Raw genomic sequence first — 26,992 nt, 5'->3', positions numbered from 1 at the left:
AGGTGACCGTCTCGGCGCTCGCCCGGCGGTGGCTACGTCAGCCTGGAGCCGGCCGGAGGCTTCGAGCGCAGCGTCCCGGACGCGCAGGAGTCCTGGGCCTGGACCGTGGATTCCCTCGACGCTCTGCTGCGTAACCGGGCCACACCCTGACCAGATGAGGGCCGTACGTCGGAGGCAGTCCGCCGTGCCGGGCGCCGGGGCATCTGTACATTCCGAAATCTTGATCAACAGGCTGAGGCAATGAACAACGCTGAGCACGACATGATCACCACGCCCGTCACAGTGGACATGCTGCGCGGTCACCTCGATGTGGAAGCGACCGCGCAGGGCCTGCTGCCGCACCGGCTGCCCGCCCGGGCTCGCCGGCAGATCCCTGACAATCAACTGGCGGTGGCCGAGGCCCAGCCCTCTGGCGTGCGGCTGGTCTTCCGCACCAGGGCCACCACGATCGAACTGGACACGCTGCCCACCAAGCGGGTCCACCGAGGTTTCCCGGCCCCGGCGGACGGCGTGTACGACCTGCTGGTCGATGGCCGTCTCGCGGCCCAGGCCACGGTGGCCGGCGGTAACGTGCGCACGATCACCGACATGGTCACCCAGTCCTCCGAGCTGACGGAGGGGCCTGCCGGCGCCGCCCGGTTCACCGATCTGCCGACGGGCGCCAAGGACATCGAGATCTGGCTCCCGCATACGGAGATCACCGAGCTGATCGCCCTGCGCACCGACGCCCCCGTCGAGCAGACGCCGGACAGCGGACGCAGGGTGTGGCTGCACCACGGCAGTTCCATCAGCCACGGCTCGAACGCCACGCATCCGACCGCCACCTGGCCGGCCCTCGCAGCCGCTGAGGGCGGAGTGGAACTCGTCAACATGGGGTTCGGCGGCAGCGCGCTGCTGGACCCGTTCACCGCCCGAGCGATGCGGGACGCTCCCGCGGACCTGATCAGCGTCAAGGTCGGCATCAATGTCGTCAACACCGACGTCATGCGCCTGCGCGCCTTCACCCCTGCGGTCCACGGCTTCCTGGACACCATCCGCGAGGGGCATCGGACCACGCCGCTGCTGGTCGTGTCCTCCATCCTGTGTCCGGTCCAGGAGGACACTCCTGGACCTCTCGCACCCGACTTCGACGCCGGCACCTTGCGGTTCAAGGCGACGGGGGATCCGGCCGAACGTGCGGCCGGGCGGCTGACACTCAACGTCATCCGTGACGAACTCGCCCGGATCGTCGAACAGCGGGCGGCTGATGACCCGTATCTGCACTACCTCGACGGCCGTGACCTCTACGGCAAGGGCGACTATGCCGAATTCCCGCTGCCCGACGAGGTCCACCCTGATCCCGCAGGACACCGCCGCATCGGTGAGAACTTCGGGCGGCTCGTGTTCGGCGACGGCGGCCCTTTCGCGACCAAGGCGGGCTGATCAGGATCACGGTCACGCAGGCCGCGATCAGCGCACGGCCGCGGTGCCGGCGGAGTTCACGCCCGCGATGCCCCCGCCCGCAGGGGCTCGCGCTTGCATGGCCGTCATGATTCCGACCCGTCCGCAGCCGGGTCGGGCGGCCGGGGTTGCTCGCCCAGCGGGGTCCGGCACGGGAGCGGTGGGCGAACGGGGCTGGGCCGACGCGGGCGGGCATCACCACCGCTCACCCCGCCTGGGCGGCCGTCCGGAGCACCGCACCTCGGCTGCCGCCTGCTTCGGCTGCGGGCCTGGCTGCCGCGGCGGGAGCCCTGAGGGGTCCGCCCGTGGCTCTGCTCTCCAGGCGCCCGGTTGCCTGGCAGGTTGTTCTGGAGCACCGCCCGTACGGGCGGGGAAGGATGCCGGAGGGTCGTCGGCCAAGCGCCGCTGGACGGCCGGGCGGCTGGAACTCGCGTCGAGCTGGCACAACAACTGCTGTCGGAGACCACCCTCACCATCGAGCAGATCGCCCAGCGGTGCGGTTTCGCCGGGCCCGGCCCCTCGTCGACGGCGTTCCTGCGCCACGTCGGTGTCCGGCCATCGGTCTACCCCAAGATCTGATCGCCATGCAGGCAATCTGAGACATGTCCTCGCACTGTGTCCTCGCCCTACGTTCGAGGGATGACGTACACCGATTCCGTGACGGCGCGCTCACAAGCGACCCTGATGCCGTCTACTCAGCCCTGGTCCGCGCAGGTACGTGGCCTCTGTGGTCGCCGATCGACGCTGTCGAGGTCGAAGTCGGCGATCCGGGCGATGCGCAGCAGGCCGGAGAGACCAGAGTCTTCCGTACCGGCCGAGCCGTCTCGCACGAGAGGATCGTCGAGCTGGTCACCAACAGGCGGTTCGTGTACGAGAATGCGAACGCACCGTTCCGCTTTTACCGAGGCACCGTCGATCTGGCACAGCGGCGTGAAGGCGGCACCGACATAGTCTGGTCGGCACAGTTCGCCCCCAAGTTGCCTCTGTCTGGGCTCTTTTGGCGTTGGTACCTGACCCGATTCATGCGCCGCACGGTTGAAGGGCTCGCCAGTTATGCCGAACACAGCAGATCCTGAGCGCCGGCCGGTGTTCTGGCACGCCCCCGGGCCCCGACGGCTTGAGGCAGCGGCGGACGTTCTCCGGCTTCTTGCGCCGGGACTTCGTCATCACCATGAGCAGCGACGCGCCCTGCTCACCGGGGTGGGTCAGGGGCAGTGGCCGTACTCGTACAGATCCCAGCCGGTCCCGGGCCCGCGCACGCCGGTGTGTTCGTCCGGCAGGTCGCGGGCCTGGCTGTGGGAGAGGCGGGCCGGCCCGGTATCCGGGCAGACATCGCGCGGGCTTCCGACCTTGCCGGGCCGGCGATCACGTCACAGGCCCGAAGCCCTCAACTACACGGCCTTGGCCTTGAGGGGAGTGGCTCTGTGGCATCCGGCCACGGAGCCTCCGCAAAAACCCGTTGGCGGACCACGACGACCACTGCTACTTTTCCGGAGGCCGTGCGAGGAACGAGGAGGTGGTACCCGTGAACGCAGTATTGACATGGGTGCTCCCCTCCGGGGTCGCGGTCGGACGATAGGTCGTCCGGGAGCGCCGTTCACGAGCACTCCCGAAAGGCACGACCATGCGATTCACTTCCGAACAGCGCCTCGACGACGGCGTCCTCGAACGCGAATTCACCCTCGGCGAGATCCCCGGCATCCTGTGGACGCCTGGATCCGCACCGGCCCCGCTGATCCTGAGCGGCCACAACGGCGGCTTGCACAAGCGGGAGTCCCGGCTGGTGGCCCGGGCCCGGCACTCCGCGGCACGATACGGCTACGCGGTGGCCGCCATCGACCACCCCGGGCACGGCGACCGGCCCCGTTCCGCCGTCGACGAGCAGGCCCGCGCCGACCTCCGCCGGGCGATGCAGGCCGGCGAGCCGGTCGACGAGATCTTCGAGTCCTTCATCGTCCCGCTGGTCGAAAAGGCGGTCCCGGAATGGCAGACCACCCTGGACGCCCTCCTTTCGCTGCCCGAGATCGGCGGCCCGGTCGGGTACGCGGGGATGACCGCCATCGGCATTCGGCTGGCGGTGGTCGAACCGCGCATCTCGGCCGCCGGTTTCTTTGCCGGGGGTTACGTGCCCCGCGCCCAGCGCGAGGAGGCCCGGCAGGTCACCATCCCGCTGCAGTTCCTGCTGCAGTGGGACGACGAAGGGAACGACCGGCAGATGGCCCTGGACCTGTTCGACGCCTTCGGCACCAGGGAGAAGACGCTGCACGCCAATCTGGGCGGGCACGCCGGTACCCCGTGGTTCGAGGTGGACGACGGGGCCCGGTTCTTCGCCCGGCACCTGAAGTGAGGCCGGGCCGTCAGGCCAGCAGCAGACGGTAAGCGGTGTCGGCCAGGATGCCGCTCATCGAGGACAGGTCCCAGCCCTCCTCGATGACGGTGGCCGGCGGACGCACAACCGCCCCGATCGCGGCGGTACCGGCCATCGGCGGTACCGCCGCGATCGGGGCAGCGCTCGGCCACCAGCGCCCTGGCCCGGCCGGGGGTGGCGGCCGGCAGGGGCCGCCTGCGAACCACGGAAGCGTGCATCTTCACGCGCTCCGGCAGCGTAAGGCGCTGGCCGTGCTCCGCCTGCGGTTGCGGGGGCGGACGGGGCCGCGGGCACCACCTGGTGCCACGTGCCGTTCTCAGCCGTCGGCGGGCTGCGTGGTGAGCTGTTCGGCGATGCCGGCCTCCAGTGAAGGATCGACGAGAAGGTACACATACGGCCGGTCCGAGCCCTGAAAGGCGTAGTCGGCCAGGTACTTATCCGCTCCGATATGCACCCCGCACTGAGTCGGAGATCGTGTACGCCTCACGGCCATCGCCGTACCGCACCCGCTGGACCCTCGGCTGTCCAACCGACAGCATCAGCGCCACAGTTCCTCCGCACCGACCCGTACGCCAACATGGCGAACATCACGACCGCCGTCGGAAAACGAGTTCGCGATGCTCGCGGTCACTGGCTCGGCAAACAGCGCGAACGGGCACGGGCCCAGCGGGAGAACGGATTCCTGGACTGCCACTTGGCATTGCTCAACGCCGCGCGGATTCCACGGACCCGGGGATGTCTGGCGCTACTCGAAGTCCCCGAGTCGACGATTCCCATCGGGCCGACGACGCTGCCGACCCGTACGGACATCGTCCGCGTAGGCGGCGGATGCGCGGCTCTGCCGCAAGGCGAGGACTACGCCTGTCTCGTCGGTGTCACCAGCGCTCCTCGTGCGGCCCTGTTGCCGACGATGGGTGCGCGACCGCTGCGTGACGCCGCCGCGCTGGTCTGAGGCCGGGGAGTCAATGCCGGCTGAGATACACGGCGCTTTGACCAGGGGCAATCGGGCGGCGGAGCGTGCTGTCGGTCATATATCGGGAGCTGTCGGTCCGTTGTCGGCGAGGTTTGGCACCTTTCCAGAGAACCTGCCGGATGCCCGTCCGGCTGTAGGTGTGGGAAGGGGATCTCTCGTGCATGACGTAGTGATCGTGGGCGCCGGCCCGGTTGGTCTGTTCCTTGCCTGCGAGCTTGGCGTCGCGGGCTGCACTGTCCTGGTGCTCGAGCGGGAGCCGGAGCTCCGCTCCCCGTTCAAAGGGGAGCCGCTCGGGATGCGGGGCCTGTCCTCCGCGTCGGTCGAGGCGTTCTACCGCCGCGGGATGCTGCACCAACTGCTGACGGCGCCGGGCGTCCACGACTATTCCGGCGCGAACCCCGACGCGGACGAGCCGTCACCCCCTCGTCACGGTGGTCACTTCGCCGGAATGATGCTCGATCCGGCCAAGGTCGACGTCGCCGCCCTGCCGTTCCGGCTCCCCAGCCCGGCACCGGAGGGCGTGCTGGCATACCTCGAAGCGGTTGAGACGGTGCTGACCGAGCAGGCATCCAAGCTCGGCGTGGAAGTCAGGCGCGGCGTGACGGTCTCAGCCATCGTCCAGGACGACGAGAGCGTGGTCGCGCAAGCCGGCGCGGACGCGTACCCGGCGCGCTGGCTCGTCGGCTGCGACGGCGGACGCAGTACGGTGCGTGGGCTCGCGGGCTTCGAATTCGTCGGCACCGAGCCGCAGTTCACCGGCTACGCCATGCAGGCCACCATTGCCGATCCCGAGAAACTGCGCCCTGGGTTCAACCTCACGCCGACGGGCATGTACCTCCAGCCCTCGACCACGGAAGGGCACATCGGCATGATGGACTTCGACGGCGGCGCGTTCGATCGGTCGCAGCAGCCGACCCGCGACCATCTCCAGGCGGTTCTGCGCCGTGTGTCCGGCACCGACGTGACGCTGAGCGACATCCATCTCGCCTCGACTTTCACCGATCGGGCCATGCAGACGACGACCTACCGGCAGGGACGCGTCCTGCTCGCGGGCGACGCCGCCCACATCCATTCCCCCCTTGGCGGGCAGGGTCTCAACACCGGCATCGGCGACGCCATGAACTTGGGGTGGAAGCTCGCGGCGACCGTGCAGGGGTACGCGCCCGACGGGCTTCTCGACACCTACACCCGCGAGCGCCATCCGGTCGGCGCAGCCGTGCTCGACTGGTCGCGCGCCCAGGTGACGGTCATGAGGCCGGACCGGCATGCCCAGGCGATCCAAGGAGTGATCCGCGACCTGATCGGGACCCGTGACGGAACGACCTACGTGTTCGAGAGGGTGTCGGGGCAGTCGATCCGTTACGACCTCGGCAGCGGGCGGCCGCTGGTCGGCCGCAACGCCCCGGACCTTCGTCTCGAGGACGGTACTCGCCTCGGCGACCTGATGCAGGACGGACGAGGCGTCGCGCTCGATTTCAGCATCGATCGACGTCTGCACGCTTCAGCGATGCGCTGGGAGAGCCGGATGCGGTACGCGGCCGGGCCGGCGAGGAACGACCTCGGATTGGGTGCCGTGCTTGTCCGGCCGGACGGCATAGTCGCCTGGGCAGGCGATCGCCGCCCCGATCGTGAAGCGTTCGAGCGGGCCGCCGGCCATTGGTTCGGCAGTCCAGCAATCTGAGTTGTCACCGTTGCGGTCGGTCAACCTTCCCGGCACGTCACCGACGGCCGGGGGTGGTCGCCACGGGACAGCGTGGTGAGGACCGAGGTGCGCAGGCCCTCGCGCAGCGCGAGTGAGACGCGAGGGGGGGACGGCGAGGTCGAGGGTCGGATCGGCGAGCGCGGCGTTGACGGACTCGCGGGTCGCCTGCACCGTCATCAGCGACTGTCGCCCAGGCACGGGACCAGTATGAGGCTCGGCCGAGGCGAGCGGCAGGTGTTCCGTTCGCTCGGCCGAACGGTGCCTCACTCGGCGGGCGGGTCGGTGAGCTGCTCGGCGATGTGTGCTTCGAACAGCTCTCACCTCAGCCGGAAAACCGTCTCACATCCCGTCCAGGGAGACCGGGGCGGCCCGTCGGCGAACAGGCCGACGCCACCCTCAGGGCACGGCGCCTTTGCGTAAACCCTGTTGCGGCACTGCCCGCATCACCGGCATCGTCAAGGCTGTCCTGGCCTTGCAACTCGCCGTCTCAGCATGACTCCGGCGAAGCCTCCAGCATGGACAAGGGCGCTGCCGACACCAACGACACCAAGGGAGCCGACCCACCGTGGCAGACGTCAGAGTCACCTACGACAAGACTGCGAACGCAGCGTACGTGTACTTCACCGATCCGCAGGTCCGCGTGAAGGCCGCTCACATGTACCCCTGCGATCCCGTGGACGTCGACGGCATGATCAACCTCGACTTCGACGAGCAGGGCCGCGTCATCGGCGTCGAGGTGTTGGCGGCCAGTTCAAAACTGCCCGAGTACCTGCTTCAGTCTGCGGAGCGCCTGGACACCGAGGGAGCATGAAGCATGCGGGGCACGGCGCCACCCCGCCGCGCACTGCAGCACGGCGGAAACGGCTCACTCACGGAGCTTGCGGTGCGGAGCGCGCGGGTCGCATCACTTGGTGGTGTGCAGGAGGCACCGCCGGCGACGAAGCCGTCCGGCAGGCGCTCGCGCAGCTCCTGACCCCGCGATCTGCGTTCCGTCATCTCACACGCCGCATCTCGTCGGTAGCCTCCGTGTGCCCGGGGATGTCCGTTTCCTTCAAGACCCAACGCCCGTCCCCTCTCTACGCTGCCAGCCATGAACACTGAGCTGTCGCCCCGATTCGATGTGATCGGCATCGTCGTCTCCGATCTGGCCGCGTCGCTCGCCTTTTACCGGCGGCTTGGGATCGCGTTCCCCGAAGGCTCCGAGGACCAGCCGCACGTCGAAGCCGCACTGCCGGGCGGGCTACGCCTTGCTCTCGACACCGAGAACACCGTCCGCTCGTTCCACCCGTCGTGGCGTCCGCCGACTGGCGGCGGCCGGGTGGGGCTGGCGTTCCGGTGCGCGAGCCCCGCACACGTTGACGCCGTGTACGAGGACCTGGTCGGCGCCGGGTACCGCGGCGAGCTGAAGCCGTGGGACGCCGTATGGGGCCAGCGGTACGCCGTGGTGAACGACCCGGACGGCAACGGCATCGACTTGTTCGCGCCGCTGGTGGACGACAGCGCTTGAGCTACCGTCCCACCAGCTCGGTCAGCGGCGCTCCCGCCAGCTCCCGCACCTCGCGCGACAGATGAGCCTGGTCCGCGAAGCCCGCCAGGGCCGCTGTCTCCACGAAGGGGACGCCGGCGCGTGCCAGGGCAAGGGCGCGTTGCAGACGGAGCACCCGGGCCAGGGTCTTGGGGCCGTAGCCGAAAGCGGTCAGGGAACGGCGGTGCAGCTGACGCGAGCCCAGGCCCACCGATTCGGCGGTCGCCGGGACGGAGCGTCCGGCCGTCAGCGACGCCACGACCGCCCGCAGGAGCGGGTCGAAGGGTTCCGCGTCGGCCGCGAGACGCAGCGCCAGATCTTCGAGGGCAGCGGCCGGGTCCGGTGCCTCGTCGATGCGTTCCGTAAGGCGGCGCGTCTGGGCACCGGGCCAGAGGTCTACGAGCTCCACGCGTCGGTTCCGCAGCTCGTGCGCGGGCACACCGAGCAGGGCGGGGGCGGTGCCGGGGAAGAAGCGGACGCCCGCCCACGGACCTTGCCTGCCGGGGCCGGGGCGGTACGCGCGGGTGTCGGGCCCGGCGACAAGGAGCCTGCCCTCGGTCCACAACAGATCCATGCAGCCGTCGGGCAGCACAGCCGCGCCCTCACCGGCTCTCGGACGTCTGGTGGCTCCCCGGGTCCACACGACCGCCCCCGACAGCCGGGACGCACGCTCTGCATACTCGGCAGACATGCCACGAAGGCTACGCCACGCGACTGCGATGCCTCTGGGAGCCGATCTCCGACATCGGCCCGCAGGCGGTGGTATCGCTTCCCACCATGAGAGCCAGACCACGTTGTGAGGGGGTTGTTGTGCTGCCGTTGTGAGGTGTTCGGCCGGGCGTGTGGTGAGAGCGTCGCGGCCTTGGGCGCTTGCCCGAGCTTCGCCGCCCAGGGAGTAGCAAAGCCAGTGGCTCGATGGAGGCCACTTCATCCTGGATGGTGGTGGCGTCCTGGGGAAAAGGGGGGTTCGGCCAGTTGATCGCCTGGTCGGGCGCCGTGTTTCGGGCACCCGACCAGGTCCTCCCTCGGCTACAGATACGGGCGGGTGATCAGCTCAATCGCGTGACCAGCAGGATCCTTGAAGTACACCCCTCGACCGCCGTGCTCGTTGTTGATCTCGCCTGAGCGCCGCATCTGAGGATCGGCCCAGTGCTCGATGCCGCGATCGCACAGCCGCCGATACGCGCGATCGAACAGCTCGTCGTCGAGCAGGAACGCGTAATGCTGCATCTGGATCTCCACCGGCGGCTCGGCGAACTGAAGCAACACGCCGTCGGAGAGCTGGATGTTGGTGAACGGGCCCCAGGACGGTGCCTCTGAAAGCTCCAACAACTCTCGGAAGAACCGAGCCGACTCGTTGCGGTCCTTGGCAGCGATAATGGTGTGGTTGAACGTGGCTGTCATTCGGTTGACCTCGTTGTTGTTCGACACGGAATACGGACTCGCGGTGCGCGAGTGCCGGGAGGTCCGCGTGCCGAACTGAGGGGGTGCGTTCTTTGCCCCCGCCGTGCGATCAGCCTTCCACCGGGTGGCCAATCTGTGTGTGGCGTAGCGCCGGTCCGGTGTTCACGTTGGGTGACCTTACTTGATCGGGCTGGCTGCCACAACAGCAAAGCGATCGGCTGCGAGTGGCTCGTCAGACAGCCCTGGCCGGGTAGTCAGTCCGTGATCGGATCGGTGAGTTGGCGGCGTTGGCCTTCGGCTCTGCACGAGCGGTCCGCCAGCGGACGTGGGCGGCGATGGCAGTGTTCTGCTCGTCGTGGCTGGGGTGGTCGGTGCCGTTGAGCGCGAAGTAGCGCAGGGCCGCGAACTCGGCCTCGATCAGTTCAGCCAGGATCCGTAGGTCGGCAGGAAGACCAGGTCGACCTGGTCGTCGGCCGCCCAGACATGGACCTTGAGGTGCTTGTGCGGGAGGAGTCGTCCAGCACCACGCACAGCTTCTCCCCGGGCCGGCGGGTGCGCAGGGCTTTGAAGAGTCCGAGAAACTCCGATCGAGGGCGGCGAGCATGTGCCTCACGCCGCCGTAGCGGACGTAGTCCTCGCCGACCTGCATCGGCCTGGTGACGTCCCTGCCCGTCTGACCCTGGGCGAACATCAGCACCACGATCGCCCTGCGGAGTTTCCCCCGGGTCCTTCGCGGTCCGGCTGACCCGCTGCAACTTTCGGCGCTCCTCCATGCTCACCGGCCGGACGAACACATTCGGCCGACCCGGCAAAGGCTGCGTGACAAGCCACTGATCGCGCCGACCGCCCGGCAGAGGCGGAAGAAGGCAAGGCGGACACAGGCGGTGCTGCACCGGCTCGATGACGCCGGCCTCATCGACGTCTCGCGCGTGGTCCTCGACTCCGCTCACGTGCGGGCTAAAAAAGGGGCGAACTCACAGGTCCGAGCCCCGTGGACCGGGGTAAGCCGGGTTCCAAGATGCACGTCCTGTCGGACGCGAACGGACTGCCCCTACTCGTCGGCGTCTCGGCTGCCAACACCCACGACAGCGAAGCACTGAAGCCCATGGTCGAGGGTCACCAAACGAGACACGACCCTCACCACCGCCGCCGCTTCAAGCCTCAGCGCCTGCACGCCGACAAGGCGTATGAGATCCCCCATCTGCGCACACGGTTACGAGGCAAGCGCATCGGCGTACGCATCGCCCGCAAAGGCATCGACTCCAGCGAGCGACTCGGCCGACGCAGGTGGGTCATCGAACGCACCCTGTCCTGGCTGACCGGCTACCGCAGACTCAACCACCGCTACGAGCGCCACCCCCGCAACTACCTGGCCTTTCTCGGGATGGCATCCGCCCTCTGCTGCTACAAGCGGTTCCTCAAACTGACCATGTAGGACACGGTCTTAGCCGGTGGCCTGTGAAGTACGCAAAGAACGGGCGAAGTCGGCAAGAGTTCGGAAGTGGCGACGTCTTGTGTCCGCTTCATGGTCGAGGGGTGCGCGGTGGCGTCGGTGCTGGGAATACTGGAGGAGCGAGAGGCGGCTGCTCGTGTGCGGGTGGAGGGCTTGCGGGAGGAAGTCGCGCGGTTGGCTCAGGTGTTGGAGGCCGCGGAGATCGAGCTGGACCGGCGGGTGATCGCGCGGGAGGAACTGGTTGAGGCCCTGGCAGTTGCTGCGGCCGAGTCCACTGCCGTGACCACGACCGAGGCGGAGGAGGAAGCGGCGCCGTCGCTCGCGCCGGTGCCGGGCTCGACGGGTCCGCCCTGGCGGGAAGGACTGCCGGTGACGGTTCTGGCACCGGACTATCAGCGGATTCTGGGCGTGCTGGAACAGCAGCGGTCCACGGGGCAGGGGCCGCTTCGAGCCAAGGAGATCGCGGTGGAGCTGGGCCTTGACGCGACGCCGGCGAAGGTCGAGGGGCTGCGGTCGAAAGCCCGGCGCCTGGCGGAGCGCGGGTGGCTTCTCCTGGAGACGTCGGGGGCATTCAGTGCCGGCCGCCGGTCCGTGGCCGTGCCAGACGCCGGCTCACCCGCGTGACCATCGACCACCGGATCGTCGCCTCGCTGGTGGCGGGCAGGGTCTCGTAGTCCCGGGCCAGACGGCGGGAGTTCATCAACCACGCGAACGTGCGCTCTGCCACCCACCGCCTCGGCAGCACCACGAACCCTGTCATGTCGTCGGTGCGCTTGACGATCTCCAAGGTCAGAGCGAGTTTGTGCCTGCACCAGCCGACGAGGCCGCCGGTGTAGCCGCCGTCGGCCCAGACGAGGGTGATGTCGCGGTGCAGGCGGCGCAGCCGGGTCAGCAGGCCCGTCGCGGCGTCGCGGTCGCCGATGTTCGCGGCGGTGACCGCGACGACCAGGAGCAGACCGAGGGTGTCGGTCACGATGTGCCGTTTGCGGCCCGGCACCTTCTTCCCGCCGTCGTAGCCCCGTGAGGCAGCCGGCACCGTCGCGGCGGCCCGCACCGACTGCGCGTCGATGATCCCCGCCGTGGGCTCGGCCTCGCGGCCCTCGCCTTCACGGACCTTCCCGCGCAGCCGGTCGTGGAACTCGGCGATCAGCCCGTGCTCGCGCCAGCGGCGGAAGAAGGCGTAAACCCGGCCCCAATCGGGAAGTCCGCGGGCAGCGCCGCCACGAGATCCCGCCCGCGACCAGATAGCGGACCGCATCCAGCAGCTGCCGGTGGCAGTAGCCCTCGGGCCGTCCGCCCCGCCCCAAAAGCCAGGCCGGCACCGGCAACAACGGCCGCACGGCCGCCCACTCCGCGTCCGTCATATCCGACGGATACCGGCGCACCCGATCGGGATGATCGGCCGCGTTGCCGTACACGTGCGCGAGGCAATCGCACGACACAGCGGGCGAGTTGAAGTCAACGGGCTCGGGCGCGTACAACAACGACAACAGGGCCTCCGGGAACCGCTCGGAATGGGGTCGCACCCCCGAGCTACCAGGAGGCCCTGCCTTCATACGCGTACCGCCGGAAGATCACCCGACCAGGAACTCTGTTCGATCCACACGTTCCAAGATCGGTTGAGATACGGCTTCTGAGGACGGTGAGTTCCGTACGACGTTTGAGGGCCCCTCGTCGCGTGATGGCAGCAGCCCCGATGAACTGGTTCCTTTGTTGCGGGAAGTCGGCTTCCCCCTGACTTCAGAGGGAGAGCACGACGAGAACGCCCCGGCCGTCGACGGGAAGGCGGCGGTCCTCGCTCTGGCCGAGAGACTCACAGGCATACGCGTCACCGAATCCCTCCTTCAGGACGCCACGTACGAACTGGGGCTCGTCCCCGAACGGCCCGCTGAGGAGTGGACCGGCCTGGTCATCGACATCACCGATGCCCACGGAGAGCGTCTGTACAGGGAATAGACCTACGAGGAGATCGCGGCGGCTTCCGACCGCGCACGGGCGGAGGCGAACGCGCCGGTCGTGGTCACCTACAACGAGCCTCTCGCCACGGACCGTCCGGAACACGAGACGGGTGAGTAGCGAACGAGCGCGTGGAGGGTGCCCCCGGCCACCCGCTGCCCTTAAGGGTGGGTCGGTCTGCGAGTGCTGAGGCGAGAGCGGCCGATGCGGCCAGAGCGACAGGAAGACCGCCACTTCCTGCGAAGCGGCGGTCTCCTTTGCGTCGTTCCTGCTCAAAACGAGACCCGTGTGAAGACGGATCCTAACGCGGTGAAGAGGCGACGGAGCTGGTGCCCTGTGTGCCGCACCATTCGGTCAGTGCTCGGCGGGCCGCGGTGATGCGATGTTCTGGTGACTCGTCTGAGATGGCCCATGCGATGTAGGCGTCTGGTCTGACCAGAACGCATTTCTTGGTGGCGCCCTTCGGGGACACGATCTCGACCTCGTCGGTCCACTCTGTGATGAGTGAGGGGAGGCGGTCGGTGTCGGACGGTGTGACGAGGACGAACCGTCGCTTGCGGAGGGCTTCGTAGAGTCTGCGTCCGTCGGTGAGGGGGATGTCAGGTGCCCGCTTGCCGACGAGGGGGTGTGCGCCGGCCGGTGCGGTGTAGGAGATGTCGATTCCCGAGATCGCCTTGGCCAGTCGTCGGGCCACTGGCGGGGTTTGCAGTACCGTACGCGCTGAGAGGTCACGGAGGCCGCACAGTGCCCGTGGTGTGGTGAGGACGCCGCGGAGCAGTGCGCCGCTCATCCGCAGGACCCGGTGTCCCGCCGGGTGGCGTTCGTTCTGGTAGCTGTCGAGCAGAGTGTCTGGTGCGCGGCCGCGCTGAACGGCCGCGAGTTTCCAGCTCAGGTTTGCGGAGTCCTGGATGCTGGTGTTCAGGCCCATGCCGCCGGCGGGGGAGTGGACGTGGGCGGCGTCGCCGACGAGGAACACCCGGCCTACCCGGTAGCGGGGGGACTGGCGTTCGTCACTGTGGAATCGGGAGAGCCAGCGGGGGTCGTGCATGCCGAAGTCGCTGCCGAGCGCCTGGCGGGCGACGTCTTTGATTTCTTCCAGGTCGACCGATGCGTTGTCGGGCATGGGGTGGTGGCGATTCCATGCCATGACCCTGAACCAGCCGTCGCCGAACGGGACGACGATGGCGAAGGCGTCTCCGATTGCTGCCACGGCGGGCGGCTTCTTCGGCGGGTCGGCCATGCGCACGTCTGCGAGCATCATGGAGCGAACGGCGGAGCGGCCGGGGAACGGGAGGCCGAGGGACTGGCGTACGCAGCTGTTCCGTCCGTCTGCGCCGACGACGTAGTCCGCGCGCAGGCTCTGTTCAGTGCCGGCTGGTGTTTTCACGGTGACGTCGACGCCGGTGGGGTCTTGCTGGACGCCGGTGACTTCGTGGGCCCGCATGATGTTCACGCCGTGTTTCAGGGCGCGGGCCAGGAGCAGACGCTCGGTGTTGTACTGGGGCGTCACGAGTACGTGAGGGTATCGCGTCGGCAGGTGCGAGAGATCGATCCCCAGGAATTGCAGGATCGGGTTGCGCAGGCCGGTCGTCAGCAGGTCGTCGGCAAGGCCCCGGGCGTCCAGTTGCTCCATCGTTCGGGCGTGAACGGCGAATGCGCGGGTCAGCTGGGACTCCCCTTCCCGCCGTTCCACGACGGTGCAGCGCACTCCGGCCTCGGCCAGGTCACCTGCCAGCAGCAACCCCGCTGGACCAGCACCGACGACCAGCACGTCAACGTCGGACCCCATACTCTGTCCTCCGCGTGGCACAGAACGAGCAGTACGACGGGTGATTATCAGACTGCCGCCCGCCGCCAGCGGTGATACTCGGGGCGGACGGGTGACCCTACCCGGGAGTTCACTGGGGTGGCGTAACCGGTGGCGTGGCTACTCCTGACCGTGCGAGCGCCCGCAGCATCGTATGGACCACCGTACAAGACAGGCCTGTTCCTCGCCTGTCAGGCATCGGCCACCCACTTGTACCAGGGCGGTGATTCCAGGCGCGCTGGATCGGTGCCCCGCGGTTGTAGACCACATGCGGTGCCGCTTCCGTCACGTCCCCGGAGCAGGACCTGCTCGAGTTCGCGCCCAGTTGGCGGCGGCCCGCGCCCCGGGGGACGGGAGATCCGGCAGCACCGCTGCCGACCGAGGGCACCGCAGGGAAGCTGTACTGTGAATCGGCCGCCCGGGAGGGCCGGCCCGTCGTTTGACGGACCGGGGCCTTGGGCGGCACGCGCAGGGATCCGCCGGCCGGCCGCCGTGTAGCTGGCGGTCGGCGGCGTTCTCGAACCGCGCCCCGGGCAACTACATTCCGAGCGGCTGAACCTGGCTCGGCGGCCAAGGCGATCGCGCGCCGTCTCCACAGTGAGCGTCCGGTCCTGTGCCGGCCGGCTGGACGGAGCGCGATCGGTTCGCCGTGTCAGCCGATCGGGCTTGCGCCCTGCTGGAAGACGTTGATGAGATTTCCGTCGTTGTCACGGATCGCAGTCGAGATGCTGCCGTCGCCGAGGTCCATCTGCTCCCAGACGGTCGTCACGCCCAGATCACGGAAGGCGCGGGTCACGCTGGCGAGGTCCTCGACACGGAAGACCAGGGCCTTGTTGCCGATCGGGCGGGTGTGGGCAGGGGGCTCCGCCGTCAGTTCAGGGATCCGCACACCGTCCGCGGGCTGAAGGAGCTCGAGCCGGAACCCGGGGCCCTCCAGGAAGGCGACGTCCGCTCCGATGGCGTCGAAGCGGGACTTCGCCAGCAGGGCGAGGCCGAACACCCGGTTCCACCACTGGATGGACGCGTCGAGGTCACTGACGGAAATCGTCACGTTGTGAAGGCTGTAGGCGAAGGGCGGCTGGGCAGCGGTGGTCATGGCGATCACTTTTCGTTGGTGTGTGCAGTCGTTTGCGGTGGGGCACGCGAGACTCTCGCGCTGTCCCGCCCGGCGTCTCTCTGCCGTGCAGCGGAACAGTCTGTGCCCGCCTACCGCTGACCCGACGTCCACTTGCAGTAGTGAATCCGCAGGTCGCAGCTCAAGGTAAACCTTATGGACCGCACAGTCAAGAACTTATGTCCTCTTCGGGTGCATTGCGAAGTCGGCGGTTCGATGCACCAGTTGACGGCCCGTCGCCGGCATGCGGAAGAGAAGATCGAACGAGGTCCTGCGCAGGCTTGGGACAGCTGGAGACTTTGCCCCAGTGGTCGGGGGAGACGGCACGGCACCGTCGGCTGCCAGAGAGTCGTCCGGCCCGCGGTGGCGCGCGGTTGATGGTGCAGCCGGACGGGCGCAGGCGGCCCGCTCGTGAGCGTACGGAAAGGGGCGGGCGGTCAACCGTGCAGGAACGGGCGGTCAGGCCAGTCGTGGGGACGTTCGGAGGGCACGTGTGCTGGACGCTCGCCCGTCGGCTCAGGTGGGCCCACCCGAATCCCCGCCTGTCGGCACATCACCCGTGAAGGGCGCCGGCGCGTCGGATGGTCAGTGCCGGGACAACTGCTTGAGGGCGGACTGGCTTATCTGCAGCAGAGCCGAGCCGTCCATGTCGGTCTTGGTGAGAAACTCGATGCCCTGCATGACGGCAAGGAGTAGTCGCCCCAGCTCCTGGGCGTCCGCGCTCGGTTCGACCGTCCCCTCGTCCTGGGCTTCCTTCACGCAGGCGATCAGAAGATCTTCGACCGCTTGATAGCTGGTGCGGGCCCGGGAGACGACATCCGGATCACTGCTGTGCAGCTCGGACGTGCTGTTGACCAGAAGGCAGCCGCGCCGCTGCGGGTCCTCCGTGAATCCCTTGGCCACGCCCTCAACGAGCAGGGTCAGGCGTTCGAAGGCCGTACCGGGCCCGGTGAGGACCGCCCGGACGCCGTTGAGCTGTTCGTCGCGGTAGCCGTCCAGCACGTGCAGGAACAGCTGCCGCTTGTCGCCGAAGGCCCCGTACAGGCTCCCCTTGCCCAGCCCGGTGGCGTCCGTCAGGTCCTGCAGTGACGTACCCGCGTACCCCTGATTCCAGAACTGCTCGCGCGCAGACTCCAGAACCTGGTTCTCGTCGAAATTCCGCGGTCGTCCCATGTTCGACAGCATACGTCCTTCTTGACCTATCGGTCCAGATCGTGAGCGCCCGGCTGCATGCGGCATGCAGGGGGACAGGCTGGGTGGTGGCGGGGTGTGTGGCGCACGGCTCCCCCCGGCGCCCCGGCGCCCCGGCGTCCTAGCGCCCCGGCGGGCGGACCGGCGTCGGACGGCTCGTCGTCGCTCGGCGGTGTGGATGCAGTCACGTTTTTGCCCGAGCGGTCCATAACGTGGTTCTTTACCGTACAGTCCATAAGTGGCCCGGGGCCGTCCGCTCCGGGCTGTAACACTGCAGCGACACATGGTGCACGACTTTTGGCGTTCGCACCGGACAGGGATAAGCGATCATGGGACAGCTTGACGGGAAGACCGCAGTCGTCACCGGAGGCAACAGCGGAATCGGACTGGCCACAGCCAAGCGATTCGCGCGTGAGGGCGCGCACGTGTTCATCACCGGCCGTCGGCAGGAGGCTCTCGACGCCGCGCTGGCCGAGATCGGTGGGGAAGCCACCGCCGTCCGGGGCGACGTCGCGAACCTCGCGGACATCGACCGCCTCTACGCGGCTGTCGCCGAGCGGGGCCGGTCCATCGACGTACTGTTCGCCAACGCGGGCGGCGGTGAGTTCGCCTCGCTTGAGCAGGTTACCGAGGAGCACTTCGACGCCACCTTCAACATCAACGTGCGAGGCATGCTCTTCACCGTTCAGAAGGCCATTCCGCTGCTCAACGACGGCGCCTCGGTGATTCTGACCGGATCGACTGCCGCCACCTCAGGTGGCGCCGCCTTCGGCGTGTACGCCGCGTCCAAGGCTGCGGTCCGCTCCTTCTCCCGCACCTGGGCCAACGAACTCAGCGGCCGCGCAATCCGAGTGAACACCCTGGTGCCCGGCCCGATCGTCACCCCGGGCATCACCGGCCTGGCCGCGGACGCCGACCAGGCCGCGAAGATGAGGGACGCCTTCGCCAGCCAGATACCGCTGGGCCGGATGGGGCACCCCGACGAGGCCGCAGCCGCCGCACTGTTCCTCGCCAGCAATGAGAGCAGCTTCGTCACCGGATCCGAGCTGTTCGTCGATGGCGGACTCAACCAGATCTGAGCGCCGCAAGACGATGCGCTTGCCCGTCCCAGCGAAGACAAGAGTGTGACCGCGTCGCGGTCACACCGGTAGTCACACCGAACCTTCGGGCGAGCGCAGCCCCGCCGGTGTGCGGGCACACGGCGGCCCCCGGAATCGACTGAGGGCGTGGAGTCGGACGCCGTACACACAGATGATCAGCAGAGCACCGTCGCCCGGCGGTTTTGGCCAGCGGTGACGCCGACGACCGTGCGTGCCGCCGCAGCCACCGAGTTCGTACAGCCGTCGGAAGCGCCAGAAGACACGGGGCCTCTCCGGCAGGGCATCTCAGGGCACGAAATACCTCGAGTCCCTCCGTCGCTGCGGCCATAGGAAAGACGTGTCCTTCTGGGCGCCGGCACCGGCGTAAGCGACATGAGTGGGGCCCGGCCGTGAACGGCCGGGCCCCACTCCTATGGTCCGTGCGAGTCAGATCACCACCGCTGACCTCGTCCGCGGCCGCCACCCGCGCGCGAGCAGAGTGTGACGAACCCGAGCAGTCACAGCACTAGCACGGACACCAGGCAGTTGCTGGACTGGGAGCCGGTCCACTCTGGGTTGATCGCCGACCTAGAGGACGGCCACTACTTCACCACGGGCTGACGCCGAACCGCGGGCGTGCTTCCAGGGCGTCGCCGACTCTGCGCCGCGTCGCCTTGGTCTGCTTTGCCGCCGCCGAACAGGCGCTGCAGCGCGTGGATGTTGCCTCGGACATCAGTCGGGCGCTGAGCCGGTTCGCCGACCGTTATCCCGCCGTCGGCCGGACTCCCGCCGGCGACCAGCTCGACGCGGTGACCGGGTACCACGCCCCGACCGTCCTGCGCCAGGAGACCCTGTGATGCCCCCAAAGGGGAGCGGCCTCGGCCTGGGTCCCTGCTTCCTTGAGGCGTGCCGGTGCACACGGCCTACGGCTCGGCACGGGGCCGGCAGTCTCCGGGGCCGGCCCCCAGGGGACGATTCTGTGCCGCCGGTAAGAACCGCTGAGTCGGACGGCGCACATGCGTACAGACCGAGAGGGTCCAGGCTGCGCGGCGTGAACGGGCAGCCCACCCTGATGGGGGAGACCCCCCGATGTGGTGCCGTACCCGGCCGAAGGTGTGCGGCGCGGCGATCGGGAAGCCGCGTTGCGGGCGAGACGAGTGAATCGAGGAGAACATCATGTCGGCACAGCGAGCGAACTACCCGGGTCTTATCGTTCCGGTCGGTCACGTGGAGCCGGTCCCGCGCCGCATCCGGGGGCTGGTCGACGGTCGGCTTGCCTTCGATACCCGGCAGGCTCTTTACGTATGGGAGTGGCCCGGCTACCCGCAGTACAGCATCCCGGTGCGGGATCTGGTGGGAGGTGCCCTCGTGGACGAGGGCCGCAGGGGCAAGCTGAGCCCCGGGCCCGCACGACGGCACGCCCTGCGGATCGGACCTGAGGTCCGTGAGGGCGCCGCATGGGTTTGGGAGGAGGGGGCTCCGGCCGCACTCCTGGGCACGGCCCGTTTTCGCTGGGAGGCGATCGATGCCTGGTACGAGGAGGACGAGCGGATATTCGTGCACCCGAGGAGCCCCTACACCCGTGTCGACGCCCTCCGATCCTCCAGCAGCGTCCGTGTAGCAGTGGACGGCGCCGTCCTCGCGGATGCTCCCGCCACGGTGATGCTGTTCGAGACCGGACTTCCCACTCGGTACTACGTGGACCGCATGCACGTCGACTGGCCCAGGCTGCGTCCGTCGGACACCGTGACGGCATGCCCCTACAAGGGAACGACCAGTGGGTATTGGTCGTTCGTCAGTGACACCCACGTCCATACCGACCTGGCGTGGGCCTACGACTTCCCGACGGTGCAGGTAGCCGCGATCGCGGGCATGGTCGCCTTCTACAACGAGAACGTCGACCTGTACGTCGACGGGTCTCTCCTGCCGCGGCCGGCCCCCGTCTCGCGCGCACTCTGGCAGGAGAACCGCGGCCTCTCGGTCTGACCACGCCATACGTATGCGCGGGCGATGTGCCCGCCTGATGAGGAGCAGCCTGCTTCGGCGTTTCCAGAACCGCTGAATCCAGCCTTTCAGATCTCCAAGCCGGCCGACGGAGCCTCACGCGGGATCGAGGTCAGGGCCGCTCGAACAGGGCTGATGCGTTCTCAGGTGGCGAGATGAAGGGTCACCGGGTTCGGTGGGACGGGTCTCAACCTGGGCCCCCGTTCGAGACGAACTGGGCTCGTCGTGCTTCACCGGGGTCGCGCCCGCCCCGGGGCCGACAGAGAAGTAACCGTGTGCAGCTCGGCATCGAAGAATGGCTGGACCCCCACGCGTCACCCGCGGTGAGACGGTCCCCTTGTCTTCAGCTGTTGCTCGGCGCGCAGCCGCTGGCCCTCCGCCGCCGTACCGTGAGCGCTGGTACTGCCGCCGACCTCCTCGTTCATTCGCCGGTCACGGCTGCGCTTCCGTCGGGCAGTTCGCTGCTGTCGAAGTAGACGACCAGCGTCTGCTGCGGCTGTTCGGCCAGGTGAAAAGCGGTGTACGCATAATCGATCGCTCCCCGTTGCGGGTGTCGTAGCCGTTTGTGACCGCTGTGCCGGGCCTGCACCTCGTACTGCGGCCACCAGTCCCGCACCTCCGGGCTGCCCTCGTTCAGCTCCTCGATCAGTCGGGTGTACCGCGGGTCGCCGGAATGGCGTGCCGCTAGCGTCCGAAGTCGGCCGAGCAGGCCGCGTGCTTCGGGTTCCCAGTCGACCAGAATGTCCCGGGCCACCGGTTCGAGGAACACCCAGCGGACGAAGTTGGCGGGCCGGTCCGCCTCGGTGATGAGCCTCGGAAACAGCTCGTGGGCTGCCTGGTTGTGACTGAGGACGTCATAGTTGCCGCCGATGATGTACGCCGGGTTCGGCTGGAGCAGCAAGGGGACGGCCGCTACCTCGGCCGTTAGCGGTTCGCGTTCCTCGGCTTCGGCCGCGGGCGTGTGGCCGGCAAGCTGGAGGAGATGATCGCGCTCGTGCCGGTCGAGCCGCAGCGCCGCGGCGAGGGCGTTGAGCACCTGTTCGGAGGCGCGGATCTCCCGCCCCTGCTCCAGGTACGTGTACCAGGTGGCGCTGATCCCGGCCAGCAGTGCCAGTTCCTCTCGGCGAAGTCCCGGAGTCCGACGGCGGCCGGTCTGGGGCAGGCCCACCTCGTCAGGGGTCAGGCGCTCTCTCCGGCTGCGCAGGAATTCACTCAGCTGACGGCGTTGGTCCGGCTGCGTGGGCATGACGGATGGCACCTTCGGTTCCAGAATAAGTACGGTCTGGATACCAGGCTAAGCCCACCCGGAGACTGGTGTGCGAGCACGGGCCGCGGCACTACCGACGGCCTCACACGGTCACACCGGCACCCGGCCGTCCAGTGCGCAACGGCTTTCGGACGCTCCTCCAGGCCCGCTGCCGCTCCGCGCCCCTGCCCCGGTGCCGAAGATGGAGAGGGCAACTCATGTCCGGAATCAGGGGCAAAGTGGTGGCGATCACTGGAGCCAGCAGTGGCATCGGCGAGGCGACCGCGCTGCTGCTCGCCGAACGCGGCGCACGACTCGTCCTCGGCGCACGCCGGTCCGAACGCCTGGCGGAACTGGTGGCCCGGATCGAGAAGGCAGGCGGTACGGCCGTGCAGATCCGCACCGACGTGACCCGGCGGGACGACCTGCAGGCCCTGGTCGCGCTGGCCAGTGAGTGCTTCGGCCGACTCGATGTACTCATCAGCAATGCCGGAGTCGGCACCATCTCGCCTCTCGACGATCTGCGCGTCGACGAGTGGAACCACATGGTCGACGTCAACGTGAAGGGCGTGCTGCACGGGATCGGCGCCGCGCTGCCGGTCTTCCGGGCACAGGGATCCGGCCACTTCATCACCATCGCCTCCACGGCCGCGTTTCGCATCGTGCCGACCATGGCCGTCTACGCCGGCACCAAGTTCGCGGTCCGGGCCATCTGCGAAGGACTGCGCCAGGAAGCCGGCGACTCCCTGCGGGTGACCACCGTCTCACCTGGTGCGACTGCGACCGACTTCGCCGAGGCGTCAACCAACAGCCAGGTCAGAGCAGAGATCACGAAGATGCGGGACGACATCGCGATCCCACCCGACGCGATCGCCCGGGTCATCGCTTTCGCGATCGAACAGCCTGCCGCGGTCGACGTGAACGATATCGTCGTCCGGCCCACCGCCCAGAGCTGACCTCCCCCGCCCTTCCGGTGCGGGCGCCCGCACCCGCGGGACGGTTCCACGGGTCACATGGCAACACAGGCCCGCTGGCCCGTGGGGTGGGTGGCATGCCCGAGTGGAAACGACGGACGCAACGCCAGATGATCAAGGTAGCTGAGACCGAAGATCGACCTGGAGCCGCGTCCGCGTGCAATCTTCCCTGATCAGCGTCCTCACGCGCTACTTCGAGGACGCAGCCGCGCCATGTCCAGCCACGGACCCCCCTGAACTGGCCACACTGGCCGAGGTGTTCGACCGTCTCCCCGATCCACGCCGGGTACGAGGACGCCGCTACCGGCTCGGCTCACTGCTGGGGCTGTGCCTGGTCGCGGTGCTCGGTGGCGCGCGGTCGCTTGCGCAGATCGCCCGCTTCGCGGCCGACGCGGCGCCTGAGGTGCACGACCAGCTGGGGCTCAACCGGGCCACCCCGAACGCCTCCACCCTCGGACGCCTGCCGGCGCGGCTGGACGGGAACGCGGTCGACAATGCGGTGGGCGCCTGGCTGGCCCGCCGCGCCACCGACCCGGTCGACGAACCCCACCGGCTGACCGGGCTGGCTGTCGACGGCAAGACAGTCCGCGGATCGCGCACCGACGGCCACGCCGTGCACCTGCTGGCCGCGGCCCTCCACGACAGCCAGACCGTCATCGCCCAGCGCCAGGTCGCAGCCAAGAGCAACGAAATTCCCGCCCTCGCCCCGCTGCTGGAGAATCTGGACCTGCGCGGCGTCGTCGTCACCACAGACGCCATGCACACCCAGCGCGAGCACGCCCACCACATCGTCGCGGCCAGCGGCCACTGTCTGCTGGTGGTCAAGGGCAACCAGCAAAAGCTCCGCAAACAGATCAAACGCCTGCCCTGGAGCGAGATCCCGCTGCAGGGCCGCACCACGACAACCGGCCACGGACGGCGTGAGATCCGCCGGCTCAAGGCATGCACCGTCGCGCCCCGCCTGCACTTCCCGCACGCCGTCCAGGCCATACAGATCAAACGCCGCCGCGTGAACCACCAAACCGGCAGGGTCCAGACGAAAACCGTCTACGCCGTCACCAGCCTCACCCCGAGCAGGCAGGCCCCGCACGTTTGGCCGAACTCGTCCAGGACCATTGGTCAGTGGAAGCCCTGCACCACGTGGGAGACGTCACCTACGGCGAAGACGCCTCCCGGATCCGCACCAGCACAGCACCTCGCCTCATGGCCACCCTGCGCAACCTCGCTATCGGCCTGATACGCCAGGCCGGCTGGCACAACATCGCCGCCGCAACCGATCACTACCGGTCACGCCCCGAGCACGCCCTCACACTCCTCGAGATCACTTCCTGAGAACGCATCGGCCCTGGCCGCTCGAAGGTGCCGTACATGATTGCCCGCGCAATCGCGTGGCTGAACAGGGGGAATTCCAAGTAGGCAGGGGTGGAACTCTCAGACACCTCCCATTCGTCCCTGTCGGCCGCGTGCACGACGAGGAAGTAACGGACCGGGCCGTTGCCTGGAGATGTCGCCGGACTCAGGTACCTTCGGTAGCCGACGTCGTTGGCCAGCGTCAGCGCGGCACCCGGCAGATCCCTACCGTCTCCCGCCCCGGCCGGAAGATCGGTCACGGAAGCGGGAAGGTTGGCCACAGCCCAATGCCAGAAGCCTGAAGCGGTAGGAACGTCGGGATCGAACATCGATACCGTGAAACTCCGCGTCTCCTTGGGGAAACCAGACCAGCTCAGCTGCGGTGATATGTCCAGTCCGCCCGCTCCCAGGACACCACTCACCTGTTCGTTGGCGAGTTGCGCACCGTTGGTCACGGACTCCGAGGTCAACGAGAAAGTTTCGATCGGCGGCATAAAATCGTAAGGGCCATACGGTTTGATCATGGCAATCCTTCTGGAAGAAATGCGATCGCAGCGATCGCTGTTTCCCTTCAGCCGGGCGCCGCTGGGAGACATTCCAAACCTGCGACTGCTGGAACGGAGTCACTCGTGTGACACTTCTCCCGTTGCTTCACCAGTCTACTGCCCAGTCAGATTGCTGCACCCCGGGCGACAACCGATAATCGCAGGTCCGTGTCGCTGACCTTTTATCAGGTGTCACGCAAATTCTATGCACGCAACTCACAGCTGACTCACCCGTTCTGGGCACGATGAGCCTGGAACTCCGCATGGCGGGAGAGCGAAGAGACAGCCTCCATGCGGAGGCCTCACGAGAGCGCGGCCCGGTCCAGGAGCTCGCGGTCGGCCCAGACCCCGGGGCGCTGGTGCGTAAAGCACTCGCCTCCAGTCACGCGCAGGCAAAGCGAGGTATCTCCATGTAGATGGGAGCAGCTCGGAGGGAGGGGGCCTTCGCCAAGCACCTGCCCGGACTCCGAGAACCCCACCATGAGGGCACTTTGCCTCACCGGACACACCTGTATCGCCGCTGGCCTACGTCACACGCGCGCAAGGGCATTCGGCCGCCGGCCCCCTCGGCATCACGTGAGCAAACCACGCTGGCGCAGTGGAAGACGCCGCTCTGTTGCCCGACGTCCATCGGGAGTTGCTGGAACGCTACAAAACCGACCATGCGGGACACAGTGTCACTCAAATGGCGCCCAAGATCGACATCCCGGTGCTGGTCCTGCACGGCACCGAAGGCCGGGCCCTGCCGATCGAGGCCTGCGGCCCTCGCTCTGCCGAGCTCATCCCGACGAGCGAGTACAAGACCATCGAGGGTGCCGGCCACGGCCTGTGCTGGACGCACGCCGACGAAGTCAACGCCGAGCTTCTCAGGTTCTTCGCCGCATAACCAACCCGACGTCAGAACACACGTCCCCGTATGACTCACGAGCCGTGGGGCTGCGCCAACCACCTATTTCCGGTCCTCACGGAAAACGATTGGAGCAAAGCCATGACCGCTGGAACTGGGCCATCGATCACGGGCATTCACCTTCTGTCCTTCACTGTCAGCAACCTGGAAGACAGTCTGGTCTGGTACAAGCGGGATTTCCGCGCCGAGGAAGTGGATTACAAGTTCAATCACCTCTACCGTGAGAGCACAGCTACGGCATCCTGTTGGTGGTTCCGGATTCGGGACTTGTGATTGGGGTGCACACCAATACAGGCAACCAGCACGAGGGCTTCCTTGAGACCGGAACAGGTCTGGATCACGTGTCATTTCAGGGGTGAGCGTTCTGACCTCGAAGCCTGGATGGCGTGGCTGGACGAGTTGGGGATCGAGCACAGTCCGACCCGGGACGAAAAGTCGCCGTTCGTGTACTCGACGGTCGTATTCCGTGACCCGGACAACATCCAACTGGAGTTCGGCGCCCTCGGCTGGAGGACGGAATGCGCACGTACCTGCCCTCAACCCGACAGCCGGCCGTACAGCAAGATCCTCGCATGCGCATACGGCGGCGGACGAAACTCTTCTGGACTATGACCTCGATGGACGTCGAATGTGGGCCACCGCCGTGGCGCGCGGCGGTGGCCCAGGATGCCGTAGTACCTTTAAGCCGGCCGTCCGGCCCGGAGCCTTTGAGGGAAGACGTGTTCACGAGCGACGGACAGTGTGCCTGAATGCCTCAGTTCGAGTCCACGTGGAGCCCATTCTACGGCCAGGACGTCGATGACCCGCTGGAGCCAACCACACAAGAGGAGCACGCTGACATGGCCAATGCAGCACTCAAGAAGGTTCTCATCACGGGAGCGGGTACCGGCTTTGGATTTGAATCCGCCATGCGCTTGGCGGAAAAGGGTTTCGACGTAATCGCCGCGGTCGAGATCTATGCCCAGGTGCAGACGCTGAAGCGGCAGGCGGCCGAGCGAGAGGTGAGCCTGCAGGTTGAGAAGCTCGATGTCACCAACCACGGTGATCGTCGCAAGGCTCTCGACTGGGGTGTGGAGATCCTCGTGAACAACGCAGGAGTCGGCGAAGGTGGTTCAACACTGGACATCCCTGGACCGAACATCCGGCACCAGTTCGAGGTCAACGTCACCGGACCGCTGCTCCTCACTCAGGGGATCGCCAAGCAGATGGTCAAACGTCGCGCCGGCAGAATCGTGTGGGTCTCATCCCGGGAGGGCCTGAACGTCAACCCCTTCACGGGCATCTACTCCGCTTCTAAGCACGCGGTCGAGGCGATCGCCGAAACCATGGCCTATGAGTTGCAGGAGTACAACATCGAAGTTGCCACGGTCAACCCGGGGCCGTTCCTGACCGGCTTCAACGACCGTATGTTCCAGACCTGGGAAAGCTGGGAGGACGACCCGTCTCAGCGGCTCTTCGACTATTCCAAGCTGGCCTTCCCTCGAGCGCAGTTCGATCCTGAGGCGGTATATGCGACGCTGACGTCCGTCGCTGCCGGAGAGGTCGACCGTTTCCGCAATCTGGAGCCCGCGTCGATGCTCGAAGAGACCAAGCACCTCCAGCGGGTTCCCTGGGATCGCAAGGTCACGGATGGCCTCGGGACCCGCCATCAGGCCATCCAGCACTCCTACGAGATGGAGCCCGAGACCCCTGTCACAGACTGACCGGGTCTCAACTACTGAGGTTTTCAGGGTGGGGTCGGTGGGTCGATAGCCAGGCCGGTGGCGGTGAGGCAGCCGTCGGTCAGGTGGGGTCGGAGTTGGATCCTGCGTAACTCGCGGCGGAGTTTGCGGTCGAGGTCGTGGGGTGTGTCGAAGGCAGTGTTGGCCATGGCCCTGCGCACGAGTGACCAGACGGCCTCGACGGGGTTCAGGTCGGGTGCGTATGAAGGGAGACGGACGGTGGTGAGCCAGTC

Annotated in this window: 26 protein-coding genes and 6 pseudogenes; 19 read left to right on the top strand and 13 right to left on the bottom strand. The window is 67.7% G+C overall.

What is annotated here, in order from left to right:
• Positions 1-30: 30 nt before the first annotated feature.
• From AB0L95_RS24880 to AB0L95_RS24865, 4 genes and pseudogenes are all read left to right on the top strand, one after another.
• Positions 31-150 (top strand): annotated as a pseudogene (locus AB0L95_RS24880) (TetR family transcriptional regulator); the annotation flags it as partial.
• Positions 151-240: 90 nt separating this feature from the next.
• A complete protein-coding gene (locus tag AB0L95_RS24875) occupies positions 241-1,422 on the top strand; it encodes a GDSL-type esterase/lipase family protein (RefSeq protein ID WP_365164628.1) in 1,182 nt (393 codons plus the stop codon).
• A 360-nt stretch (positions 1,423-1,782) separates the two neighbouring features.
• Entirely contained in the window at positions 1,783-2,019 is a 237-nt protein-coding gene (locus AB0L95_RS24870; protein ID WP_365164625.1) for a helix-turn-helix domain-containing protein, read from the top strand.
• A gap of 23 nt (positions 2,020-2,042) precedes the next feature.
• Positions 2,043-2,516, top strand: a complete 474-nt coding sequence (locus tag AB0L95_RS24865) for an SRPBCC family protein (protein ID WP_365164622.1) — start codon at positions 2,043-2,045, stop codon at positions 2,514-2,516.
• On the opposite strand, the pseudogene AB0L95_RS24860 reads toward AB0L95_RS24865, so the two are convergent.
• A pseudogene (locus tag AB0L95_RS24860) lies at positions 2,461-2,804 on the bottom strand (hypothetical protein); the annotation flags it as partial. The gene AB0L95_RS24865 and the pseudogene AB0L95_RS24860 sit on opposite strands and share 56 nt — an antisense overlap.
• A gap of 260 nt (positions 2,805-3,064) precedes the next feature.
• On the opposite strand from AB0L95_RS24860, the gene AB0L95_RS24855 reads away from it, so the two are divergent.
• Positions 3,065-3,787, top strand: coding sequence for an alpha/beta hydrolase (locus AB0L95_RS24855; RefSeq protein ID WP_365164620.1), 723 nt, complete (start codon positions 3,065-3,067; stop codon positions 3,785-3,787).
• A 10-nt stretch (positions 3,788-3,797) separates the two neighbouring features.
• On the opposite strand, the gene AB0L95_RS24850 is transcribed toward AB0L95_RS24855, so the two are convergent.
• Both AB0L95_RS24850 and AB0L95_RS24845 read right to left on the bottom strand, forming a co-directional pair.
• Positions 3,798-3,923, bottom strand: a complete 126-nt coding sequence (locus AB0L95_RS24850; RefSeq protein ID WP_365164618.1) for a hypothetical protein — start codon at positions 3,921-3,923, stop codon at positions 3,798-3,800.
• A gap of 201 nt (positions 3,924-4,124) precedes the next feature.
• Positions 4,125-4,262, bottom strand: coding sequence for a hypothetical protein (locus AB0L95_RS24845; protein WP_365164616.1), 138 nt, complete (start codon positions 4,260-4,262; stop codon positions 4,125-4,127).
• A 123-nt stretch (positions 4,263-4,385) separates the two neighbouring features.
• On the opposite strand from AB0L95_RS24845, the gene AB0L95_RS24840 reads away from it, so the two are divergent.
• From AB0L95_RS24840 to AB0L95_RS24825, 4 genes are all read left to right on the top strand, one after another.
• Entirely contained in the window at positions 4,386-4,760 is a 375-nt protein-coding gene (locus tag AB0L95_RS24840; RefSeq protein ID WP_365164614.1) for a hypothetical protein, read from the top strand.
• A gap of 178 nt (positions 4,761-4,938) precedes the next feature.
• Positions 4,939-6,462, top strand: coding sequence for an FAD-dependent monooxygenase (locus AB0L95_RS24835; protein WP_365164612.1), 1,524 nt, complete (start codon positions 4,939-4,941; stop codon positions 6,460-6,462).
• 586 nt (positions 6,463-7,048) lie between these two features.
• Entirely contained in the window at positions 7,049-7,294 is a 246-nt protein-coding gene (locus AB0L95_RS24830) for a DUF2283 domain-containing protein (RefSeq protein ID WP_365164610.1), read from the top strand.
• Positions 7,295-7,585: 291 nt separating this feature from the next.
• Complete coding sequence (locus AB0L95_RS24825; RefSeq protein WP_365164879.1) at positions 7,586-7,990, top strand: VOC family protein; 405 nt, start codon at positions 7,586-7,588, stop codon at positions 7,988-7,990.
• A gap of 1 nt (position 7,991) precedes the next feature.
• On the opposite strand, the gene AB0L95_RS24820 is transcribed toward AB0L95_RS24825, so the two are convergent.
• The gene (locus AB0L95_RS24820) at positions 7,992-8,699 is read right to left on the bottom strand and encodes a helix-turn-helix domain-containing protein (protein ID WP_365164608.1); all 708 of its coding nucleotides are present in this window, start codon (positions 8,697-8,699) and stop codon (positions 7,992-7,994) included.
• Positions 8,700-9,037: 338 nt separating this feature from the next.
• A complete protein-coding gene (locus AB0L95_RS24815; protein WP_365164876.1) occupies positions 9,038-9,412 on the bottom strand; it encodes a VOC family protein in 375 nt (124 codons plus the stop codon).
• An 878-nt stretch (positions 9,413-10,290) separates the two neighbouring features.
• On the opposite strand from AB0L95_RS24815, the pseudogene AB0L95_RS24810 reads away from it, so the two are divergent.
• Together AB0L95_RS24810 and AB0L95_RS24805 are read left to right on the top strand one after the other, a co-directional pair.
• Positions 10,291-10,847, top strand: a pseudogene (locus AB0L95_RS24810) (IS5 family transposase); the annotation flags it as partial.
• 90 nt (positions 10,848-10,937) lie between these two features.
• Positions 10,938-11,489: a hypothetical protein gene (locus AB0L95_RS24805; protein WP_365164605.1), complete on the top strand. Its 552-nt coding sequence runs from the start codon at positions 10,938-10,940 to the stop codon at positions 11,487-11,489.
• On the opposite strand, the pseudogene AB0L95_RS24800 reads toward AB0L95_RS24805, so the two are convergent.
• Positions 11,437-12,229: pseudogene (locus AB0L95_RS24800) on the bottom strand (IS5 family transposase). The gene AB0L95_RS24805 and the pseudogene AB0L95_RS24800 sit on opposite strands and share 53 nt — an antisense overlap.
• A gap of 271 nt (positions 12,230-12,500) precedes the next feature.
• On the opposite strand from AB0L95_RS24800, the pseudogene AB0L95_RS24795 reads away from it, so the two are divergent.
• Positions 12,501-12,941: pseudogene (locus tag AB0L95_RS24795) on the top strand (DUF6461 domain-containing protein); the annotation flags it as partial.
• A 181-nt stretch (positions 12,942-13,122) separates the two neighbouring features.
• Here the strand turns inward: AB0L95_RS24795 and AB0L95_RS24790 are convergent.
• The 3 genes from AB0L95_RS24790 to AB0L95_RS24780 all read right to left on the bottom strand — a co-directional run bounded on the left by AB0L95_RS24790 (position 13,123) and on the right by AB0L95_RS24780 (position 16,915).
• On the bottom strand, positions 13,123-14,610 hold the full coding sequence (locus AB0L95_RS24790; protein WP_365164603.1) for an FAD-dependent monooxygenase: 1,488 nt from the start codon (positions 14,608-14,610) through the stop codon (positions 13,123-13,125).
• 670 nt (positions 14,611-15,280) lie between these two features.
• Positions 15,281-15,724, bottom strand: a complete 444-nt coding sequence (locus AB0L95_RS24785) for a VOC family protein (protein ID WP_365164600.1) — start codon at positions 15,722-15,724, stop codon at positions 15,281-15,283.
• 603 nt (positions 15,725-16,327) lie between these two features.
• The gene (locus tag AB0L95_RS24780) at positions 16,328-16,915 is read right to left on the bottom strand and encodes a TetR/AcrR family transcriptional regulator (RefSeq protein WP_365164597.1); all 588 of its coding nucleotides are present in this window, start codon (positions 16,913-16,915) and stop codon (positions 16,328-16,330) included.
• Positions 16,916-17,262: 347 nt separating this feature from the next.
• Between AB0L95_RS24780 and AB0L95_RS24775 the strand changes: the two genes are divergently transcribed.
• The 3 genes from AB0L95_RS24775 to AB0L95_RS24765 all read left to right on the top strand — a co-directional run bounded on the left by AB0L95_RS24775 (position 17,263) and on the right by AB0L95_RS24765 (position 19,998).
• Positions 17,263-18,012 (top strand): glucose 1-dehydrogenase, encoded by a 750-nt coding sequence (locus tag AB0L95_RS24775; RefSeq protein WP_365164595.1) that lies wholly within the window; start codon positions 17,263-17,265, stop codon positions 18,010-18,012.
• 713 nt (positions 18,013-18,725) lie between these two features.
• The gene (locus tag AB0L95_RS24770; protein ID WP_365164592.1) at positions 18,726-18,869 is read left to right on the top strand and encodes a hypothetical protein; all 144 of its coding nucleotides are present in this window, start codon (positions 18,726-18,728) and stop codon (positions 18,867-18,869) included.
• 319 nt (positions 18,870-19,188) lie between these two features.
• Positions 19,189-19,998 (top strand): DUF427 domain-containing protein, encoded by an 810-nt coding sequence (locus AB0L95_RS24765; protein WP_365164589.1) that lies wholly within the window; start codon positions 19,189-19,191, stop codon positions 19,996-19,998.
• Between the two features lie 439 nt (positions 19,999-20,437).
• On the opposite strand, the gene AB0L95_RS24760 is transcribed toward AB0L95_RS24765, so the two are convergent.
• Positions 20,438-21,262 (bottom strand): helix-turn-helix transcriptional regulator, encoded by an 825-nt coding sequence (locus AB0L95_RS24760; protein WP_365164587.1) that lies wholly within the window; start codon positions 21,260-21,262, stop codon positions 20,438-20,440.
• Between the two features lie 218 nt (positions 21,263-21,480).
• Between AB0L95_RS24760 and AB0L95_RS24755 the strand changes: the two genes are divergently transcribed.
• Positions 21,481-22,218 (top strand): SDR family oxidoreductase, encoded by a 738-nt coding sequence (locus AB0L95_RS24755; protein WP_365164584.1) that lies wholly within the window; start codon positions 21,481-21,483, stop codon positions 22,216-22,218.
• Between the two features lie 175 nt (positions 22,219-22,393).
• Positions 22,394-23,305: pseudogene (locus AB0L95_RS24750) on the top strand (ISAs1 family transposase); the annotation flags it as partial.
• 81 nt (positions 23,306-23,386) lie between these two features.
• On the opposite strand, the gene AB0L95_RS24745 reads toward AB0L95_RS24750, so the two are convergent.
• Together AB0L95_RS24745 and AB0L95_RS24740 are read right to left on the bottom strand one after the other, a co-directional pair.
• A complete protein-coding gene (locus AB0L95_RS24745) occupies positions 23,387-23,431 on the bottom strand; it encodes an SEC-C metal-binding domain-containing protein (RefSeq protein ID WP_365164874.1) in 45 nt (14 codons plus the stop codon).
• Positions 23,432-23,516: 85 nt separating this feature from the next.
• Entirely contained in the window at positions 23,517-24,110 is a 594-nt protein-coding gene (locus AB0L95_RS24740) for a YbhB/YbcL family Raf kinase inhibitor-like protein (RefSeq protein ID WP_365164582.1), read from the bottom strand.
• 619 nt (positions 24,111-24,729) lie between these two features.
• Between AB0L95_RS24740 and AB0L95_RS24735 the strand changes: the two genes are divergently transcribed.
• Together AB0L95_RS24735 and AB0L95_RS24730 are read left to right on the top strand one after the other, a co-directional pair.
• Positions 24,730-25,017: an alpha/beta hydrolase gene (locus tag AB0L95_RS24735; RefSeq protein ID WP_365164580.1), complete on the top strand. Its 288-nt coding sequence runs from the start codon at positions 24,730-24,732 to the stop codon at positions 25,015-25,017.
• Between the two features lie 860 nt (positions 25,018-25,877).
• Positions 25,878-26,741 (top strand): SDR family oxidoreductase, encoded by an 864-nt coding sequence (locus AB0L95_RS24730; protein WP_365164578.1) that lies wholly within the window; start codon positions 25,878-25,880, stop codon positions 26,739-26,741.
• A gap of 23 nt (positions 26,742-26,764) precedes the next feature.
• Here the strand turns inward: AB0L95_RS24730 and AB0L95_RS24725 are convergent.
• On the bottom strand, positions 26,765-26,992 hold a 228-nt coding region (locus tag AB0L95_RS24725), incomplete at its 5' end, for a transposase (protein WP_365164576.1).

This window comes from Streptomyces sp. NPDC052036 (assembly GCF_040680495.1).
Taxonomy (GTDB): Bacteria; Actinomycetota; Actinomycetes; order Streptomycetales; family Streptomycetaceae; genus Streptomyces.
Note: the sequence above shows the minus strand (reverse complement) of the source record. Positions and strands in the feature narration are given on the sequence as shown.